This window comes from Priestia endophytica (assembly GCF_026790145.1).
Lineage (GTDB): Bacteria > Bacillota > Bacilli > Bacillales > Bacillaceae_H > Bacillus_I > Bacillus_I endophytica_A.
On sequence record NZ_JALAMS010000032.1, the window covers coordinates 1 to 20645 of the forward strand.

The window sequence follows — 20645 nt, forward strand, 5'->3', positions numbered from 1 at the left end:
TGGACTTTGTCTACAAGCTGAGATGCCTTTAAAAAAGGCATCTTTTTTCTGGTATCTATTTTGTAACTTTTTGTTTTTGTTCTTCTAGGAATTCGCCAATTTCGCGATATTTCTCATAGCGCTGGTTAACAAGCTCTGCTTTTGAAAGTTTTCTTAAAGATAAAAGAGATGATTTAATTGTCGCGTCAATAAACTGTGCCTGTTTCACAACATCTCGATGAGCTCCGCCGCGAATTTCTTCAATTACATCATCAATAACCCCTAATTCTTTCAAATCTGGAGCCGTGATTCTCATTGTTTCAGCTGCTTTTTTAGCAAGCGTCGAATCTTTCCAAAGAAGCGCTGCTGCTCCCTCTGGAGAAATGACAGAATAAGTGGAATTCTCAAGCATATGAAGATGATTGCTAAGACCTAATCCAATAGCACCACCACTCCCACCTTCTCCAATAACAACAGAGATAATCGGAACCGTAAATCCAGCCATTTCCATTAAGTTTTTGGCAATTGCTTCACTTTGTCCACGTTCTTCAGCTGCTTTTCCTGGATAAGCTCCTTTTGTATCGACAAAAGTAATAATCGGACGGTTAAACTTCTCAGCTTGCTTCATAAGACGAAGAGCTTTTCTATATCCTTCAGGATGTGGCATTCCGAAGTTACGACGAAGATTTTCTTTCGTGTCTTTTCCACGCTGATGGCCGATAACTGTAACAGGAAGACCATGGAATTTAGCGATACCACCAATAATAGCTTCATCTTCACCAAAAAGACGATCGCCATGACACTCAAAAAAGTTCGTAAACAACTGCTCAATATAGTCTAATGTTGTAGGACGTTCAGCATGTCTAGCAATCTGCACACGGTCCCATGGAGCGAGATGGTCATAAATTTCATGTTCCACACGTTTCAAGCGTTCTTCAAGCTTGCTTACTTCTCCAGATAAGTCAACGTCAGAGCTCTTAGCAAAGTTTTTAAGCTCTTGAATTTTATTACGAAGCTCCACGACAGGGCGTTCGAATTCAAGCTCTACTGCCATTCTTCTCCACCTCCTGACTTATGCATATCAAGAATATTTCCAAGCGTTTCTTTCATATCATGCCTTTTAATGACAGCATCAAGCTGACCATGTTTTAATAAAAATTCAGCTGTTTGAAAGTCCTCTGGAAGTTCTTCACGAATCGTTTGTTCAATAATTCGACGTCCAGCAAATCCAATAAGTGCACCAGGCTCAGCAAAATTGTAGTCACCAAGCGAAGCAAAACTTGCAGAAACTCCTCCTGTTGTTGGATGCGTCATTACTGAAATAAACAGCTCTCCTGCTTCACCAAGACGGTTTAAAGCAACGCTTGTTTTAGCCATCTGCATAAGGCTTAATACACCCTCTTGCATACGAGCACCGCCAGAAGCTGTGAAAATCAAAAACGGCACGCGTTTTTCTACTGCTTTTTCTACCGCGCGCGTAATTTTTTCGCCAACTACAGATCCCATACTTCCCATTCTAAAATGAGAATCCATTACCGCTATAACAACAGCTACACCATTGATCGTTCCTTCACCCGTTACAATTGCTTCATTCATTCCTGTTTTCTGTTGATCTTGTTGGATTTTTTCAAGGTAAGACGGAAAGTCTAACGGATTTGCAGACGTCATACCTTTGTCATATTCAACAAAACTTTCTTCATCAAGTAAACTTGAAATACGTTCATATCCTGTCATTTGATGATGATATCCACAGTTTAAACAAACTTTTAAATTCTTTTTCAATTCTTTTGTATACATGATTTTTTTACATTTCTTACACTTTGTCATAATTCCTTCTGGTACTTCTTGTCTTATATGTTCTGAAGGAATTGAAGCATATTTTTTCTTTTTAACAAACCAGTCTCTTAACAAAGTTTGCCCTCCCTTACATTTCATTAGTGTCATTGGAGTGAAAAGGCAAGCGTAAAATGCCTAAGAAGATCACACTTGTACATATCTGCTTACGTTCAAGGTGCTTGTATTTTAGAATTAGAATAGCGGAACTTTCTAAAAGATGCTGTCAGTTTGTGACGCATGTCCTTCGACATTTTCACTTAAAATAAGCATTTATACAGTGCGAACGAAAGGTAAAAAGTGCTTCACCCATTCTATTATACAGGACTAAAGGATGAGGAGCTCCCTACTAGACGAACAAATGATAAGTTATTCCATAATAAGAATAATATAGTTATTATTACATACTTAAAAATGTTGACACATCTGCTCGAATAATAAGTCATGTTTGCTTAAAAAGCAAGGAGATTTTTGTAAAAGTTGCTTTTTCATCGCTCGAAAAGCTTTCTTTTCAAACTTCTTGTAAGCACTTAAAACGCGAGGAAAAAATCCGGAAAATCGAGTTTAAAGACCAGAAGTATGCGTTTCTTACGATGCCTCATTTTTCTTTCATTGGAAGAGCGCCTTTTTTAATAGGCGCTCTTTCAATGAATATAAAAATAGAAAGCAGGAAAACAATTTTACTCAATGATTGTTAACTTACGCGTTTTCTCCGCTACTTCTTCTGGATTTACTTCAATACGAGCTACTCCTGTTTCCATAGCTGCTTTTGCAACAGCAGCTGCCACAGCCGGAGCTACTTCTGGGTTAAATGGAGCTGGGATTACATAATCTGCATTTAACTCTTCTTCAGAAATTAAATCAGCAATAGCCTCAACAGCTGCCATTTTCATTTTTTCATTAATATGTGTAGCACGCACATCAAGTGCACCACGGAAAATCCCTGGGAATGCAAGCACGTTGTTAACTTGGTTCGGGAAGTCTGAACGTCCTGTTCCAATAACTCTGGCACCTGCTTCTTTTGCATCTTCAGGCATGATTTCTGGCGTTGGGTTTGCCATTGCAAAAATGATTGGATCTGTATTCATTGTTCGTACCATTTCTTTTGTAAGTGCTCCTTCAACAGAAACACCAATGAATACGTCTGCTTCACGAATTACGTCAGCTAAATCTCCTTCAACTCTGTCACGGTTTGTATATGAAGCAACTTCTTTCTTCACATCGTTCATACCATATGAACGACCTTCAAAAATTGCGCCTTTCGAATCACACATCACAATATCACGCACACCATAACGGTATAAAAGTTTGATAATAGCAATTCCAGCTGCACCTGCTCCATTTGCTACAACTTTGATTTCAGACATTGATTTACCAACAAGTTTTAATGCATTCAGAAGACCTGCTACTGTTACAATTGCTGTTCCATGTTGATCATCATGAAACACAGGAATGTTTGTTTCTTTTTTCAAACGTTCTTCAATCTCAAAGCAGTTAGGTGCTGCAATATCTTCTAAATTTACGCCGCCGAATGTTGGCTCAAGCAGTTTTACAGTTTCAACAATTTTATCTACATCCGTTGTATTTAAGCAAATTGGAAACGCATCCACTCCAGCGAAACTTTTGAACAATACAGCTTTTCCTTCCATAACTGGTAAAGATGCTTCTGGGCCAATATTCCCAAGTCCAAGTACCGCTGTTCCATCTGAAACTACTGCTACCATGTTGCCCTTCATTGTGTATTCATATACCTTATTAACATCATCATAGATGGCTTTACAAGGCTCTGCTACTCCTGGTGAATAAGCAAGACTTAAGTCTTTCGCATTTTTTACGGGAATTTTTGCTTTTGATTCTAATTTACCCTGATTCATACGGTGAATATGTAAAGCTTCCTCTTTCAATGACATAAAACTCTCTCCTTTGTCCAAAAACTACTCAATTGTATAGAATAGTTAATAAATTTGAAGTTTTCTAATGTAAGACATTAACTCTTTTACAATATACCAAATGGGGACAGAATGTAAAGCATATTACTCACGAAGAATCACGTTTCCATCCCCTAGTATTTTCTTTAAATATTGCAAGCATTCATTACTTGGATTCACATTAAAAGAAGGTGCTAAACGAATGGTTTTATCTTCAGCAGCATAGTAAATCATGACTGCTGTATCGCCTTTAAATCGCTTAAAAGTCTCTTCTAACTCTATGAAAACTTCTTCTTGCTTTTGCTGTGAATCTACTCTTAAATAGAGCGCTTTTAAGAAGCTTTGTTTCATATCTTCAAGTGAAATAACCTCATTAATAAGCAGCTGAAACTTATGGTTTCGTTCCTCTATTTTCCCAACTATTAATATTTTACCATCAATACTTAATTTTTCTTGAAACTTTCTAAATGCATTTGGAAATACAATTCCTTCTATTTCTCCTGTTTCATCCTGCAAGTTCAGAAAAGCCATTCTCTCTCCTCGTTTCGTAAGGATTTCTCGTCGTTCTGTTACAAGAGCTCCTACTTTTACGTTTCCTCTTTTTTGCTGTCCTAAAGTGAAAAGAGGGTGTGCCCCTTCTTTTTGAAGAAAGGGTCTATAAGAAGACAAAGGATGACTAGATAAGTAAAGTCCAAGTGCTTGCTTTTCGTAACCAAGCTTTTCTTCCTCTGTTAAAGGCTCTGCTTTTGCATACTTTGGTTCAAACCCAAAATCCTCCATAAGACTTGCATGTTCGAAAGCAACGTCAATGGATTTGATCAATGTTGCTCTATCTTCCCTAAACTCATCAAATCCTCCCGCATAAATAAGAGAAATAAGAGCATTCCGCCCAACAGCTTGTTCTGAAATGCGCATGCAAAAATCAAATAAGCTAGCGAACCTTTTCTCTTTTCTTTTTTCAATAATTTCGCGAAGAGCTGTTTGCCCAATATATTTGATTGGCGCTAAACTGTAGCGAATAGCACTTTCTCCTTCCACAGTAAATGGGTAAATACTTTTATTAATAGAAGGAGGCAGAATTTCAAGGCCTTTTAATTTTGCTTCATGAACATATTGTTTAACTCTTTCCTCATTTCCAATTGCGCTCGTTAGCAAAGCAGCTGTAAAGTGAGCTTTGTAGTGCGCTTTAAAGTAAGCAAGATAATAGGCTATAAGGCTATATGCAACAGCATGACTTCTATTAAACCCATAATTTGCAAACTGCACAATTAACCCATAGAGATTTGAAGCAACTTCTGTGCTATACCCTTTTTGCAAACATCCTTTGATAAAGTGCTGACGTTCTTCTTCAAGTACACTTCGGTTCTTTTTGCTTACTGCTCGTCTTAACAAGTCAGCTTCACCAAGCGTAAAACCTGCCAATCGTGAGGCAATTTGCATAATTTGCTCTTGATAAACGATAACTCCATATGTTTTCTCTAAAATTGGTTTTAAATCTTCATGGAAATAGTGAATTTCTTCTTTTCCATGTTTCCTTTTTATATAATGAGGAATCTGCTCCATTGGTCCTGGCCGATATAAAGCATTAACAGCGACTAAATCTTCAAACTCACTTGGCTTTAACGTTTTTAATACCTCTGTAATACCTGACGATTCAAATTGAAAGATTCCCGCTGTATCTCCATTGCTTAGTAGACGAAAAGCTTCTGAATCATTTAAAGGAATGGTTTGAAGCGTTAGGGTTCTGTTGAACTTTTGAACAGATTTCAAGATTCTTTCTAAGATCGTTAAGTTCCTCAGTCCAAGAAAATCAATTTTCAATAGTCCTGCAGCAGCTGTTTCATTCATGGCGTATTGTGTTAAAGGTACGTCTCCGTGCCCTTCCTGTAGCGGTACGTAATGTGTTAATGGCTGTTCGCTAATTACAATGCCTGCTGCATGAATTGAAGAGTGACGAGGCAAGCCTTCAACTAGAAGAGCTACTGAAAATACGGTCTGCAAAAGAGCGGAAGATTGAAGAATGGAGCGAAACTCTTCTGATGTGTTGTACACTTCTTTTAATGTTACTCCTTGCTTAGCAGGAATAAGTTTTGACAACTTGTTCATTTCCGCTCCGTCTACTCCAAATACTTTTGCAATATCACGCAAAGCTGCTTTTGCTGCTAATGTTCCGAACGTAATGATTTGGGCAACATGCTCTTTTCCATATCTTTTCATCACGTACTGGATCACTTCATCACGGCGATGATCCGGAAAATCAATATCAATATCAGGCATGCTTATTCGCTCTGGATTTAAAAAGCGTTCAAATAATAAATCATATTGAATAGGATCAACAGTTGTAATATCAAGAGCATAAGCAACAAGTGATCCTGCAGCAGATCCCCTTCCAGGACCTGTTATAATTCCTTTTTGATGAGCAAAATGCATAAAATCTGCAACTATTAAAAAGTAATCGCTAAAGCTCATTTTCTCAATGATATGAAGCTCATACTGAAGGCGACGTTGATAATGTGTATCTTCAGAAAGCCCCTTTTGCTCCATCCCTCTCTCACAAAGCTTTTTTAAAAGAACATGAGCACTTTTTCCTTCTTCTACAGGATATTTTGGTAGAAAAGAAGAACCAAGACTCAACGAGACGCTGCAGTTGTTTGCAATGTGTACGGTTTCTTCTAATAGAGAGGGAAAGTGCGCAAAAACTTCTTTCATTTCTTCTTCTTTTTTTAAATAACGTTCCTGTTCATAGATTTCAATTTCTTCTCTTTTAACACCTTTTCTTACCGCTTCTAAACATTGATAAGCAAGCTGATGCTCTTTTTCTAAATAACGAACATCGTTCGTACCTACCGCTTTCATTCCACAAGAGCGAAACATATTTATCGTTTCCTCTGAAACGTCTTTCTCTGTTACAGCTATGTAGAAATTGTGGCGGAATAGTGAGGAGAATGGTAATAGCACGTTTTTTACGTGTTCTTCATTAAAGAACATCCCTTGAAGTTGGGAATAAGGGAACAGCGCAAACAGATGCTCACTGTACGCTGTCAACGTTTCAAGCGATACTCCTTCTTTCTCATTGATTTGAACAGCTGTCGCAAGTTTTAAGAGATGTTGATATCCCTGATTATTTCTAGCAAGCAAAATAAGATCATAGATGTTTTCTTCCACTTGTACTGTAAGTGTTATTCCTAGAATTGGCTTAATACCTTCTTTTTTGCATTCTTTATAAAAAGGAAGAATAGCGTGCATGACATTGTGGTCTGTTAAAGCAATTGCCTTTTGGCCATCTTCCTTTGCTTTTTGAACAAGTTCTTTTATTTTCACTGTACTCTGAAGCAAAGTATATCCACTTTTTACTTGCAAGTGAACAAATGACATTGCATTTCACCTTCCTTTGTAACATAACGTTTTCTTTTCCTCTTTCATACATGCCTCCTTCACACATATACATATAGAAAAGGAGGAGAAAGAGATGAAAGATACATTTGTAACCCTTTTTATTACGAGTTATTTTATTGCACTTGGTGTTATTATTGGCGGCTCTTTTATCGGCTCTTTTGGTGCCTTTTTAATGGGCAAGCCCCCTTTAACATATATGAACACTCTTTCCGACAACTTAAAAATCTGGGCCCTTATTGCGGCTATTGGCGGAACTTTTGACACTTTTTTCAGCATTGAAAAAGGCTTTTTTCAAGGCGCAACAAAAGAAGCGTTCAAACAGATTCTTTATATTCTTTCTGCTCTAGGCGGTGCTCAAACAGGTGCACTTCTTATCAAATGGCTTATCCAGGACTATCTCTCATCATGAGAATTCCACCGTTACATGAACGTCCTTCTTTTCGCTTTCTACTTGTCGGAGCATTTTTCGGGGCATTAATTAGCTGGGGCGTGTTTCTGTTTATGTACGGAACACTGCAAGAAAGACAAACCATTACTATTATTAAACAAAAAAGAGAAATTGAACAACTTCAAGATCAACTGTCAATTTGGCAAAATGAACACGAAAGTGAGAAACCTGATGAAGAAAAACCACAAACAAAAGAGCTCGTTATCCAAAATTTAGATGTTAAAATTATAAATAGCGATAACTTTAAACTTGGATACTATTCTACCTTTTTTATCGAAGAAGCTGTTAAAAAAGAATTAAACAACTTAATTTCTCAGCCTGTTGAAGAAGTTTATGAATCAAAAGAGCTTATAAAAAGAGTCATCGAAAACAGACAATATGAAATCGATAAAAAAATATACAAGATTGAAGTTCGCGAAATCCTTTTCCATCGGACTTTATCTGTTCAACTTAAAGTCACAGATGTAAAATCATCTCTTTAAAAACTATGGAAAAGGTGATTTCCATTCAAAAGGAAACCACCTCTTTCTCTACTCTTGACATACTTTTCGTAAATCATTTAAGACGGACTGAACGTCACTCCACTGATAAATAGAAGCTCCTGAAGCAAGCGGATGACCACCGCCGTTATAATTACGGGCAACACCGTTAATAACCGGTCCCTTTGAACGCAAGCGAACTCGGATTAGACTTTCTTCTTCAACAAAGAAAACCCATGCTTTTACTCCATCAATGTTTCCAAGAAGGCCGACAAGCTGAGATGCTTCTGATGGAGTTGCATTGTATTCTTGTAAAATATCCTTTGTAATTGTAATATAAGCAATTCCTTCTTCTTCAAATGTGAAATTGTTTAACACATAGCCTTGAAGACGTGCGACATTAAGCTTTGTTTTATACATGCCTTGATAAAGATCCGTGAATGAAAAATCAGCTTGAACAAGCTCACTTGCATATTGAAGCGTTCTTTGCGTTGTATTTGGAAAAAGGAAACGACCTGTATCCCCTACAATCCCTGCGTAAATAAGGCGTGCAGCTTCCTTTGTCATTGTAAGTCCGCTGTCTTTTAGCTCTATGTATAGTTCATAAATCATCTCACTTGTTGAACTTGCTGACGTTTCAACCCACAGTAAATCTCCATAAGGGTCTTCATTTGGATGATGATCGATTTTAATGATAAACTTACCGTTTTTATAGCGCTGATCAGATACACGCGCTTCATTTGCGGTATCACACACGATTACAAGAGCCTCGTGATAAATAGCATCATCAATCTCGTCCATTTTATAAAGAAACTCTAAAGAAGGATCACTAGCTCCTGTTACATAGATGTTTTTAGTTGGAAAAGAGGCCTTTAAAATTTCCGCTAATCCACACTGCGAACCATATGCATCAGGGTCTGGACGTACGTGTCGATGAATAATGATGGTCTCATATTTCATAATTTCCTGCAAGATTCTTTCTTTCATTTTCTCTCTCCTTGAAATATCTAAAATTAGACATTTAGAATTTATAGCTATGCTTTCGCTAAACGGTGCACTTTATTTACTATATTGTGATCTATTTATATTACCTATTAAATCATACAATGGCTCTGTTTTAAATAAATGTCATCCGAGCTGTAGAAAAATTCCTTTTTACAAGCTAAAATAAAAGAAAATGAAGCATCACCACTATTAAAAGATGGAGGAATTGTATGCCTATTTTTGTAGTATTGATTATTTTTTCGCTCGTTTTTTATCTTTTCTACAAAACAAAGTACATTCGTTCAAAAGCTCCAATGGAAAAACAGTGGCTCTCTGCTAAATGTAGCATTGCTCTTGGTCTCTTCGTTTTTCTGTTCGGAATAAACCTCTTTTTCATCCATAATTCTGTTGTTTACACTATTGTAGCAGTTGTTTTCGTTTTACTAGGCGGAGCAAGCGTAATTGCCGCTTTCAAAGCTTACAAATACTATCTTCCAAAAACGATTGAAGAACGTAAATAAAATTCTATAATAAAAAACGCAAAGCAGAGTTGCTTTGCGTCTTTTTATGTTCGATCAAGTACTTGAGCCATCATAAGTGCTTTACCAACTAGCACTCCTTCACTATATGCTTCAACATCTACTTTTCCGAACTTACGACCAATTTCAAGTATTTTTGGGCGAATTTCAAGCGTACTGTCAATTTGGACAGGTTTGATAAAATATAAAGTTACATTTTCAATAACGAGATCGCCTTTTTTATAGACACGAAGAGCTCTGTTTGTTGCTTCTGTCAATATAGTCATAAAAACCCCATTTGAAATAGTTCCCATATAGTTTGTCATTTGTGGGGTTACTTCACAACGATAATAGAAGTTATCTTTTGCCTCTGACACGTCTTGAAACTGACTTGTCACAATATCATCAATCGTCTCCCCAACTTGTGGCTGCTTTTGAATCATTTGAAGAGCTTTTAATACATCTTGCCTGCTAATAATTCCTTGAAGTATATTATATTCATCCACAACAGGTAATATTTCAATTCCTTCCCATACCATCATATGAGCTGAGGAAGCAACAGACGTCTTTTGGTGGACAGTAATTGGATTTTTCGTCATCACTTTTTCAATAATCGTATCTCTGCTATAGTCAATAATGTCTTTTGAAGTCACAATTCCTTTTACATGTAAATCATCATCTACAACTGGAAAACGAGTATGTTTTGTATGATGATTATACTCATACCATTTTGATATAGGATCACTTATGTTTAGAATAGTGGCATTCTCAGCAGATGTTAAAATATCTTCGACAAGGACAATTTCTTTTTTGATAAGGTGATCATAAATAGCTCTATTGATCATAGCTGCTACTGTAAACGTATCATAGCTTGTTGAAATAACAGGTAAAGCAAGCTCGTCCGCTAACTTTTTAACATGATCTTCAGTGTCAAATCCTCCTGTTATCAAAACTGCGGCTCCTGCTTCTAATGCTAGCTCATGAGCATCTGTTCGATTTCCAACAATAAGCAAATTATCTGCTCCTGTGTAACGCATCATTGCTTCAAGTTTCATTGCTCCAATAACAAACTTATTGAGTGTTTTATGAAGCCCTTCCATGCCGCCTAACACTTGCCCATCTACGATATTAACAACTTCTTCATACGTCAACTTTTCAATATTTTCTTTTTGTTTTCGTTCAATTCTAATCGTTCCAACTCTTTCAATTGTCGAAACATACCCTTTATTTTCAGCATCTTTGATGGCACGGTAAGCCGTCCCTTCACTTACTCCAAGGTCTTTTGCAATCTGTCGAACAGAGATCTTTTCGCCAATCGGTAAATGATCGATATGCTGCAAAATTTGTTGATGCTTTGTCGCCACGATTCTTCACCCTTTAAAATTACTTAGTTTATTTGTTAATCGCCACTGTTATCTATCTTTCTCTACAGCGTCATTTATTTTGTATACTCTACTTCATTAAACCATTTTTTTACGATGATGTAACTACTCTTTATCTTACTTTTCGTTTTTCATAATAAAAAGCCTTTCTTTTTACGAAAGGCTTTCCATCTCTTTCTCTACTGATACATTCTTCTTTTCAAAGGGGCTTTTGCTGTTTTCACTTTTAGTCTTTTCTCTCCTTTAGGGGCGGATAAGAAAGCTAAGAAATTACCGCTTAAGACAAGAAGGGCAAAAAGAATCCATACTAGTGAGAAAAGACCAAATGTTCCCCCATAAAAAGGCTGTAGATATGGCATTGCATAATAAAGCAAAAGGCTTGTTAGCAAAACATATAAAAGATATTTCTGTTTCATATGGACCTCCTAACTATTCCTTTTGCTTTATTTATATGCAGAACTTGTCTTAATCAGACGTTATCCTTCACCTTGATTTTCACTGTATCCTGTATCAAAATGACCATTTTCATACGCTTCCATAATATGCTGGGTTGTCATTTGCTCTCCTTCTTCATCGTAAAAAAACATTTCATCATAAGACTTGTTTACTGACTTTGGATCTTTCATCTATTATCACTCCTCAAATTATCTTTATTCTCCGTTATTTTCTACTTATTTTTTAACATTATTCCCAAAAAAAGAAGACACCTAATTGGTGTCTTCTTTTTATAACGATATGTGCTGCTTTGCCTTTTCAATTGCAAGGCTCACTTGCGCAAAGCCTGTGCCTCCTTGGCTATTACGACGCTTAACAGCATTATAAGGATCAATTACATCATAAATGTCATTTTCGAAAAGATCTGATGCTTCTCTATACTGCTCTAATGTAAGATCTTGAAGATAAATGCCTTGATTAATGCATGTTAAAACAAGTTTTCCTACAACTTCATGCGCTTCTCTAAATGGCATTCCTTTTGATGCTAGATAATCGGCTAGCTCTGTCGCATTTGAGAAATCTTGTGAAGTTGCTTTCGTCATATTCTCTGTTTTGACAGTCATCGTATCAATCATGCCGCTGAAAATTGTCAACGAACCTTCAAGTGTTGTTACCGTATCAAACATTCCTTCTTTATCTTCTTGCAAATCTTTGTTATAAGCAAGAGGAGTTCCTTTTAGAATTGTTAAAAGACTGAATAAATTTCCATATACACGGCCTGTTTTCCCTCTGATTAATTCCGCCATATCTGGATTTTTCTTCTGTGGCATAATGCTACTTCCTGTTGCATATGTGTCATCCATTTCAATAAATTGAAACTCTTGGCTTGACCATAAAATCAACTCTTCACAGAATCGAGAAAGATGGGTCATAACAAGCGAACTATTGCTTAAAAATTCAATAATAAAGTCTCGATCGCTAACGGCATCCATACTGTTTTCATAGATACCTGAAAAGCCTAATAGCTCTGCTGAGTAGTTACGATCAATAGGAAAAGTTGTGCCTGCAAGCGCTCCTGCCCCAAGGGGTGAAAGATCAATACGTTTTAATGATTCTGTAAAACGCTCAACATCTCGTTGCAACATCCAGAAATAAGCCATTAAATGGTGAGCAAATGAAACAGGCTGAGCACGTTGCAGGTGCGTATATCCTGGGAAAACAGTCTCAATATGTGCCTCAGCTTTATTTATAAGAACTGTTTGTAGTTTCTTTAATAAGCCAATAATCTCTGTAACGTGCTTTTTTAAATAAAGATGCATATCTGTTGCAACTTGGTCATTACGGCTTCTCCCTGTATGAAGTTTTCCTCCTACAGGCCCAATTTCATCAATAAGAAGTTTCTCTAAATTCAAATGAATATCTTCATACTGAGCAGAGAAAGAAAGTTCGTTACTTTTTGCTTTCTCCGCTAATTTGTTTAGTCCAGCCGTGATTTGGTCTTTCTCATCTTCTGTGAGAATGTTGCATTTTGCAAGCATTGCAACATGAGCAAGACTTCCTTGAATATCTTCTTCTACAAGTGCTTTATCGAATGTAATAGATGCTCCGAATTCGTCAATCCATTGCTCAGGACGTTTTGTAAAACGTCCTCCCCACAATTTGGTCATGAGTTCACCTTCTCCTTATTGTTCACCATGCTATTTACTTTTGTTGGTAAGCCCCAAAGGTTGATAAATCCAACAGCAGCATCATGGTTAAATTCATCTTCTTTTGTATATGTTGCAAGCTTCTCATCGTATAGAGAATTTGGCGATTTTCTTCCTTCAACAACAGCATGACCTTTGAATAGTTTCACGCGTGCTGTACCGTTTACTGTTTTTTGTGTTTCTTTTAGGAAACCTAGTAGTGCTTTTGTAAGCGGTGAGAACCAAAGACCTTCATAAATCACTTCTGTTAGTTTCTTTTCAATCACTGGTTTGAAATGAGCTACTTCTTTTACAAGTGTTAAGTCTTCAAGCTCTTTATGTGCTTTAATAAGCGTCATAGCACCTGGGCACTCATATACTTCACGAGATTTAATTCCAACAAGGCGGTTTTCAACATGATCGATACGTCCCACACCATGTTTCCCAGCAATGTTGTTTAATTTTAAGATAAGTTCAGACAGTGGAAGATTCTCTCCATCTAACGAAACAGGAACCCCTTGAACAAACTCGATTTCTACAACATCCGCAACATCTGGTGTTGCTTCAACTGGAGTTGTAAGATCATATGCTTCTTCAGGTGGTGCTGCCCATGGATCTTCTAAAACACCGCACTCATTGCTTCTTCCCCATAAGTTTTGGTCAATTGAGAAAGGGCTATCCAGATTAATCGGAATTGGAATATTTTTCTCTTTTGCATATTCAATCTCTTCTTCACGAGACCATTTCCAGTCACGAACAGGAGCTAATACTTCAAGATTTGGATTTAAAGCATTAATTGATACTTCGAAACGCACTTGGTCATTTCCTTTTCCCGTACAACCGTGCGCTACAGCTACTGCATTTTCTTTTTCAGCTACTTCCACAAGTTTCGCAGCGATTAACGGACGAGAAAGCGCTGAAACAAGTGGATATTTTCCTTCATAAAGAGTGTGCGCTTGAAGAGCTGCTAATGCATAAACATTCGCAAATTCTTCTTTTGCATCAATAACATGTGAAGAAATTGCGCCAACAGAAAGTGCTTTTGATTGAACGAAATCTAGATCTTTTCCTTCCCCGACGTCTAAACAACATGCTACAACGTCATAACCCTTCTCTTGCAACCATTTAATTGCGACTGATGTATCTAATCCACCTGAGTATGCTAACACGACTTTTTCTTTTGCCATTTCTAAAATCCTCCTCTTAATATCCTTGCATTTATATATAAGTATATTTTTATCGATTTGTTTTTTTATTCATCTTTGTTAATAATAATGTATCACCTATCTCTCTGACTTTCAATACTTATTCATAAAAAAGTATAAATATTAGTGTATATTTCTTATTTTTTTTATTTTCTCTTTCTATTTACTTTTTATTTAAACCCGCTAACATAAGGTTTTTAGCCCTTTCATCTTCTTTTGCTTTCAATGTTCACCTTTTTCTCTTTTTCTATCTTTTTGCAAGAAACAATGAATAATCACTACATATTCAGCAAATACACATATTCCAAAAAAACAGGAACAAGTACTAACATAGCGGGCGAGAAGCAACAGTTTTTATACCTTATGAAAAGAAGGAAGAATTGTTGAATAAAGGGAGAAGCCTAAATTTTTTATAGGTATGTTATAAAATAAAAAGAAGCTGAAAAACTCTCAGCTTCTTTTAAAAAAGTTATTTAATATGTTTTATAACGTGAGCAAGTTCAGGGATAATAAGTTTATCCATTGCAAGTTTAACAGCTCCTGAAGAGCCTGGAAGAGAGAAAAGAGCTGTGTTCTGCACCACTCCGGCTGCAGCCCTACTTAATAGTGCTGCAGATCCGATATCTTCTTGATAACTTAACATACGGAAAAGTTCACCAAAGCCAACGATTTCCTTTTCAAAAAGAGGTGTGACAGTCTCAATTGTTACATCTCTTTTAGCAAGTCCTGTTCCTCCGTTTGTAATAACTGCTTCAATACGTTCATCATTAATTAACCTTTGAACAGCTTCTAAAATCACGTCTTTTTCATCTTTTACAATCACGTGCTCAACAACTTTAAAATTCTTTTCTCCTAGTTTCTCTTTTATGAGTGCTCCACTTTTGTCTGTTTCTTTTGTTCTTGTATCACTAATTGTAATAACTCCACAAGCAACAACCGTTGGTGCTTCCCTTTTGTGTTCTTCAACGCTCATTTTGCTTTCCTCCCTTCTCTTCCATTAAGAAGCGATATTGATAGAAGCGTTTTGCAAAATCCGTTACTTCAGCTGTGAATTTGTAGTTGAAACTGCCTGAAAGAAGCATTGCAAAGAGAGAACGCTTCTTTGAAGAGTGACGTCTTGTTGATAAAATAAGCATTGTTTTAATAATTTGTTGTAATAGATGAGCACTTAATGCATTATGTAATACTTTTTCGCTTTGCTCATTATAATAGGCCGTTTCAAACGTCTCAATCTCTTCTTTCAGTTGCTCCCAAGCAGCGAAACGATACTCTTTTGGCACAATAGCTGCATGAAATATTTTTAGAATAAGAATCATTTCAAATGGGTCTTCACAATCATATCCATAGCTTAGTGCTGTTAAATGGATAGATTGAAAGTTCAATGTGATGAGAAGAGGAATATCTGTGCCAACAAATAAAACATTTCCTGTTCCAGAAGCTGCTCCTTGAACAAACGAATAAAGCCGCTGCTTTTTCAGCTGCTCATCAGCGAGGTATGACAACTGATCAATATTTAGCATCTTAAGATCTTGAATTTCCTCTATGCGTTCGTCTAGCAATGAAGCGGTTTTTAGAAGACGTTTACGCTCGCTTTTTTGTATGTAAGATCGATCAATAAAACCTTGAAGGTGAAAAAGCCCATTGTCTAGAAACTCCATGTACTTGTAATATTTATCTTCAGGAAGGGAGTCAAAAAAGTTTTGCAGCAACTGCTTGTTCTCTCTCTCAGCTGATGTTAAACTCCACTTTTCAAGCTCCTGTTCCCATTGCAAGATTTCTTCAAGCATAATTCTTTCTCGGCTTGTACGTTTCATTCTTACACCTCCGTTATTGTTAAAGATTATTTTAACACAAGGGGATATAAGAAACATTAGGCGGTTACAGTTATCATTCCTTTATATTAAAATGAAAGAGACGGAACGTAAAAAGAAGGAGGCTATTTTTTTCCTATGAAAAATTCAATAAAACTTATCGCACTCGATATGGATGGTACATTGTTAGATAATGAACAAAATGTATCTTCTCAAAACAAAGAGGCTATTAAGCTTGCTAAGCAAAAAGGAATTCCAACTGTATTGAGTACAGGACGCTCACTTCTCACATGTCGTGAATATGCAGAATCGTTGGAGCTTTCCTCCTTCCTTGTTACTTCAAATGGAAGTGAAATATGGGATTCTGCTTTTAAGCTTGTTGACCGCAATCTTATTGAGCATGCTCATATCGAAAAACTATGGGAACTCAAACAAAAGTATAATATTCACTTTTGGGCCTCCACAACAGAACGATTATGGAGAGAAGAATTTCCTGATAAAATTGTGGAACATGAGTGGTTAAAGTTTGGATTTGATATTCCAGATGATAGCATCAGAGAAGCTGTTTTAGGAGAACTTCAAGAAAGCAAACAGCTTGAAATCACAAATTCAAGCCCAACAAATATTGAAATTAATGCTGTTGGAATTAATAAAGCAAAAGCATTGATGAAAGTTTGTGAACGATTAAATATTACAATGGATAACGTCATTGCAATGGGAGACAGCTTAAATGATATCGCTATGATTGAAGAAGCAGGTGTGGGAGTTGCAATGGGAAATGCCCAAGAAGTTGTTAAAGAAAAAGCAGATTGGATTACTTCTCCCAATATTGAGAATGGAGTTGCAAAAGCTATCCATCACTGGGTTTTATCCTAAATAAAAATCCCCTTCTATGAGGGGATTTTTATTTACCAGCCGTATTCGTATTGAACAGGAGCTTCAATTTCTTCACGAAGTTCTTTTGCAGCTGTTCTTGGCCAATATGGATCGCGAAGCAATTCACGGGCTAAGAATACTAGGTCTGCACGATTGTTACGTAAAATCTCTTCCGCTTGGAAACCGTTTGTAATAAGACCAACGGCTCCTGTATCAATATTTGCCTCATTTTTAATTTGATCTGCAAATTGAACTTGATAACCAGGATATGCTGTAATTGGCGCTGGGGCTACGGCACCTGAACTTACATCAATAAGATCTACACCTTGTTCTTTCATCCATTTCGCAAATGGAACATAGTCGTCAGCTTTTAAGCCTTCGTCAAGATAGTCAAATGCAGAAACGCGAACAAATAGTGGTCCATTCCATTCTTCTTTCACAGCTTCAATCACTTCTTTTAAGAAACGATAGCGATTTTGGGCTGATCCACCATACTCATCTTCGCGTTTATTACTAATTGGAGAAAGAAATTCATTAATTAGATAACCATGTGCACCGTGAATTTCAATAATATCGAATCCAGCTGCTTTTGCCCTACGCGCACCTTCTTTAAAGTTTTGGACCTTATTTTGAATATCTTCCTTTGTCATTTCTTTCGGTGTTTTGTAGCTCTCATCAAAAGCAATAGCAGAAGGAGCCAAAATTTCTTCTTCAAGCTCCGCTTTACGACCTGCGTGTGCAAGCTGAATGGCTACTTTTGCACCGTGCTCTTTACTTAAAGAAACGATATTTTTTAATCCATCAATATGTTCATCGCTCCAAATCCCCAGATCACGAGAAGAAATACGTCCTTCTGATGAGACAGCTGTTGCTTCAACCATAATAAGACCAACTTGACCAACAGCACGAGTTGTATAGTGTGTTAAGTGCCAGTTTTTCACTTTTCCACTTTCATCACTTGAATACATGCACATAGGAGACATAACAATTCTATTTTTGATTGTAACGCCTTTCACTGTATAAGGAGAAAATAACTTTGTTTTCATATCTTTCGCCTCCCGAAATTTTTAAATTGAAACAGAGATATTGTATCATCTCCCCTTCTACACTTCACTTAAGATGCTCAAAATAAATCTTCTTTATAAAAAAAAAGCCTCTTTCCCATAAGGAAAAGAGGCTTTCTCTTTTATTACATGTTTGCTAAACGAGTTACGTCGCGAGCAATCATTACTTCTTCGTTTGTTGGAATAACAATAACTTTTACTGGAGAGTGTGGATAGCTTACAAAAGCTTCGTCCCCACGTACATTGTTAAGATCTTTGTCCCAATATACGCCCATGAATTCAAGGCCTTTTAGGATACGCTCACGGATTTCTACGCTGTTTTCACCGATACCAGCAGTGAAGACGATTGCATCAACACCAGACATGCGAGCAGCATATGAGCCAATATATTTATGGATACGGCTTGAGAATACTTCAAGAGCTAACTCTGCACGTTCGTTACCTTCTTCGGCTTGTCCAAGTAGGTCACGAAGGTCACTTGAAATACCAGAAACACCAAGAAGTCCACTTTCTTTGTTCAATACTTGAAGAACTTCATCAGCTGTTTTCCCTGTTTTCTCCATAATGAAAGGAATTAAAGCTGGGTCAATGTTACCTGAACGTGTTCCCATCGCAACACCTGCAAGTGGTGTGAATCCCATTGAAGTATCAATTGATTTCCCGCCTTCAACAGCAGCAATACTTGCACCGTTTCCTAAGTGGCAAGTAATGATGCGAAGTTGCTCAATTGGACGACCAAGTAACTCTGCAGCACGTTGTGATACAAATTTATGTGAAGTACCATGGAAACCATATTTACGTACGCCATATTTCTCATAGTACTCATATGGTAAGCTATACAGATAAGATTGCTCTGGCATTGATTGATGGAATGCCGTATCAAATACAGCAACTGAAGGAATGTTTGGCATAATTTCTTTGAATGCTTTAATTCCTACAACGTTTGCTGGGTTATGAAGAGGAGCTAGTTCGCTTAACTCTTCAATTTGGGCTAATGTTTCATCAGTAATAAGAGCAGAATCGCTGAATATTTCTCCACCATGTACAACACGGTGACCAACGCCATTGATTTCATCATAAGAACTAATAACGTTTTCAGAAATTAATTTATCAAGCAAGATTTTCACTGCAACAGCGTGATCTGGGATATCTGTTATTTCTTCTTTCTTTTCTCCATTAACAACGATATTGAATACCGCGTTATCTAATCCAATACGTTCTACAAGGCCTTTTGTTAATACCGTCTCACTTGGCATTTCGAATAATTGAAATTTAAGTGATGAACTACCGGCATTAATTGCCAAAATTTTGGTCATACTCAAATACAGCTCCTTTTTTCATATAGACACGGACTAGGTAGCTTCTTGCGCCACCATGTTCTACAATTTTCTATGATATTCGACACAATTTCTATCCTATTCCATTTAATCACTAGTAGTACACAATTTCAATATAGTAAACGCTATTAGTAAATATTCATTTTTTTCTGACATCTAATATATTTTTTGTAACTTAAATAACCTTTTTGTAATTGTTTTCTTTTTTATTTGCATAAATCCTCAAGAATTTACTATATCAAAATAAAATAAGAATACGACAGGTTTCTATCGTATTCTTATTCTTCATTGCTTTGCAGTAAACCATTCATTAATTTGACTCATAATATCACTCATAGCTTCTTTATTTGAGAAAGAAGGCAGATCAACAAGCAAAGCCTGCGAAGGTGGGGCTGCAGTAGCTCCTTTTTTCTGGACAATGAAGATACTTTTAGCATGCTGTTCTTTTTTAAACATTGTAAGTGGAAGTTGAAGCAGTCCTTGAATAAACCCTTCCTCTTTAATGAAAGCATGTAGTTTTTTCGCTTCATCCCCTGAAAAAATATTATTCGGAACAAGAGCAATAAGGTAGCCTCCTTCTTTTAAATAGCGGAAGCTTTGCTCGATAAATAAATAATGAGCATATGAATGCCCTTCTTCTGCTCTCAAGCGATAAGTTGAAGCACCTTCATCGTTAGGATAATAACCAACTGGTAAGTCTACTGTGACAACGTCAACAGGATCAACAAAGAGAGGCTGTAAGCTATCTTGATTAAAAAATTCCATTTCATGATGCTGCAGGTTTGCATTAACATACGAAAGTTTTACAAGAAGCTCGTCAACATCACTTCCATACGCTCGTACTTTTTTACTATTTCCATTTAAAATAGCCGTAAGTAGATTCCCAGTTCCAACAGCAGGATCTAATATGGAAAACTCATCTTTTTTCTCCATCAATTTTTGAACGAAATAACCAACAAAGATGCTGACTGCATCAGGAGTCATTTCATGATTAGGCTGTGTTGCTTCTTTCATTCCTTTTAATACCGCGAGCTGAAAAGCTTTTCGAATACTCTCTTTAGATAGCTTTTCGATATCTACACGTTCATATTCTTTTTCAACACGCTTTTTTGTTACATCATCAACTTCTTCTTGAAGAATCGCTTTTTCGAATAAATTTTCACCTGTTTCACTAACAGCTTCTAAATACGTGCAGTTCAATTTATTTCGCAAAATGTTTGCTGTATCATCTATCACTTTAAAGAGCGTTTCCATCTCTTTGAGCTCAGTCATTTCTATCTCCTCC

The 20645-nt window shown here is 36.7% G+C and carries 19 protein-coding genes; 4 read left to right on the plus strand and 15 right to left on the minus strand.

Annotation, left to right across the window (positions count from 1 at the left end; translation table 11 throughout):
• Positions 1-55: 55 nt before the first annotated feature.
• From accA to dnaE, 4 genes are all read right to left on the minus strand, one after another.
• Positions 56-1033, minus strand: a complete 978-nt coding sequence (accA, locus tag MOC86_RS20215) for an acetyl-CoA carboxylase carboxyl transferase subunit alpha (protein ID WP_268585807.1) — start codon at positions 1031-1033, stop codon at positions 56-58.
• Positions 1024-1890 (minus strand): acetyl-CoA carboxylase, carboxyltransferase subunit beta, encoded by an 867-nt coding sequence (gene accD, locus MOC86_RS20220; protein ID WP_019391211.1) that lies wholly within the window; start codon positions 1888-1890, stop codon positions 1024-1026. The genes accA and accD overlap by 10 nt, the downstream gene beginning before the upstream one ends.
• Before the next feature lie 602 nt (positions 1891-2492).
• Positions 2493-3722: an NAD(P)-dependent malic enzyme gene (locus MOC86_RS20225; RefSeq protein WP_268585808.1), complete on the minus strand. Its 1230-nt coding sequence runs from the start codon at positions 3720-3722 to the stop codon at positions 2493-2495.
• Between the two features lie 123 nt (positions 3723-3845).
• Positions 3846-7115 carry a DNA polymerase III subunit alpha gene (dnaE, locus tag MOC86_RS20230; RefSeq protein ID WP_268585810.1) on the minus strand — a complete coding sequence of 1090 codons (3270 nt, stop codon included), beginning with the start codon at positions 7113-7115 and terminating at the stop codon, positions 3846-3848.
• A gap of 94 nt (positions 7116-7209) precedes the next feature.
• On the opposite strand from dnaE, the gene MOC86_RS20235 reads away from it, so the two are divergent.
• On the plus strand, positions 7210-7545 hold the full coding sequence (locus MOC86_RS20235) for a YtrH family sporulation protein (protein WP_061802207.1): 336 nt from the start codon (positions 7210-7212) through the stop codon (positions 7543-7545).
• Entirely contained in the window at positions 7515-8066 is a 552-nt protein-coding gene (gene ytrI / locus MOC86_RS20240) for a sporulation membrane protein YtrI (RefSeq protein ID WP_142673106.1), read from the plus strand. The genes MOC86_RS20235 and ytrI overlap by 31 nt, the downstream gene beginning before the upstream one ends.
• Before the next feature lie 48 nt (positions 8067-8114).
• Here the strand turns inward: ytrI and MOC86_RS20245 are convergent, their stop codons facing one another.
• Positions 8115-9050 carry a DHH family phosphoesterase gene (locus tag MOC86_RS20245; RefSeq protein ID WP_268585812.1) on the minus strand — a complete coding sequence of 312 codons (936 nt, stop codon included), beginning with the start codon at positions 9048-9050 and terminating at the stop codon, positions 8115-8117.
• A 227-nt stretch (positions 9051-9277) separates the two neighbouring features.
• Here MOC86_RS20245 and MOC86_RS20250 point away from each other — a divergent pair, with 227 nt between their 5' ends.
• A complete protein-coding gene (locus MOC86_RS20250) occupies positions 9278-9568 on the plus strand; it encodes a YtpI family protein (protein WP_268585813.1) in 291 nt (96 codons plus the stop codon).
• Positions 9569-9612: 44 nt separating this feature from the next.
• Here MOC86_RS20250 and MOC86_RS20255 read toward each other — a convergent pair whose 3' ends face one another.
• From MOC86_RS20255 to MOC86_RS20285, 7 genes are all read right to left on the minus strand, one after another.
• Positions 9613-10929 (minus strand): DRTGG domain-containing protein, encoded by a 1317-nt coding sequence (locus MOC86_RS20255; RefSeq protein WP_268585814.1) that lies wholly within the window; start codon positions 10927-10929, stop codon positions 9613-9615.
• Positions 10930-11126: 197 nt separating this feature from the next.
• On the minus strand, positions 11127-11363 hold the full coding sequence (locus MOC86_RS20260; RefSeq protein WP_268585815.1) for a hypothetical protein: 237 nt from the start codon (positions 11361-11363) through the stop codon (positions 11127-11129).
• Positions 11364-11423: 60 nt separating this feature from the next.
• The gene (locus MOC86_RS20265; protein ID WP_019391201.1) at positions 11424-11573 is read right to left on the minus strand and encodes a hypothetical protein; all 150 of its coding nucleotides are present in this window, start codon (positions 11571-11573) and stop codon (positions 11424-11426) included.
• Positions 11574-11672: 99 nt separating this feature from the next.
• A complete protein-coding gene (gene argH, locus MOC86_RS20270; RefSeq protein WP_268585817.1) occupies positions 11673-13049 on the minus strand; it encodes an argininosuccinate lyase in 1377 nt (458 codons plus the stop codon).
• Positions 13046-14254, minus strand: a complete 1209-nt coding sequence (locus tag MOC86_RS20275; RefSeq protein ID WP_019391199.1) for an argininosuccinate synthase — start codon at positions 14252-14254, stop codon at positions 13046-13048. The genes argH and MOC86_RS20275 overlap by 4 nt, the downstream gene beginning before the upstream one ends.
• 487 nt (positions 14255-14741) lie before the next feature.
• Complete coding sequence (locus MOC86_RS20280; RefSeq protein WP_243517212.1) at positions 14742-15245, minus strand: MogA/MoaB family molybdenum cofactor biosynthesis protein; 504 nt, start codon at positions 15243-15245, stop codon at positions 14742-14744.
• Positions 15235-16086 carry an EcsC family protein gene (locus MOC86_RS20285; protein ID WP_268585818.1) on the minus strand — a complete coding sequence of 284 codons (852 nt, stop codon included), beginning with the start codon at positions 16084-16086 and terminating at the stop codon, positions 15235-15237. The genes MOC86_RS20280 and MOC86_RS20285 overlap by 11 nt, the downstream gene beginning before the upstream one ends.
• Before the next feature lie 135 nt (positions 16087-16221).
• Between MOC86_RS20285 and MOC86_RS20290 the strand changes: the two genes are divergently transcribed.
• A complete protein-coding gene (locus MOC86_RS20290) occupies positions 16222-16959 on the plus strand; it encodes a Cof-type HAD-IIB family hydrolase (protein ID WP_268585819.1) in 738 nt (245 codons plus the stop codon).
• Positions 16960-16991: 32 nt separating this feature from the next.
• Here MOC86_RS20290 and namA read toward each other — a convergent pair whose 3' ends face one another.
• The 3 genes from namA to MOC86_RS20305 all read right to left on the minus strand — a co-directional run bounded on the left by namA (position 16992) and on the right by MOC86_RS20305 (position 20632).
• Positions 16992-18005: an NADPH dehydrogenase NamA gene (gene namA / locus MOC86_RS20295; RefSeq protein WP_268585820.1), complete on the minus strand. Its 1014-nt coding sequence runs from the start codon at positions 18003-18005 to the stop codon at positions 16992-16994.
• A gap of 143 nt (positions 18006-18148) precedes the next feature.
• Complete coding sequence (locus tag MOC86_RS20300; protein WP_019391194.1) at positions 18149-19339, minus strand: acetate kinase; 1191 nt, start codon at positions 19337-19339, stop codon at positions 18149-18151.
• Between the two features lie 306 nt (positions 19340-19645).
• Positions 19646-20632 (minus strand): class I SAM-dependent methyltransferase, encoded by a 987-nt coding sequence (locus MOC86_RS20305; RefSeq protein WP_268585821.1) that lies wholly within the window; start codon positions 20630-20632, stop codon positions 19646-19648.
• Positions 20633-20645 lie beyond the last annotated feature (13 nt).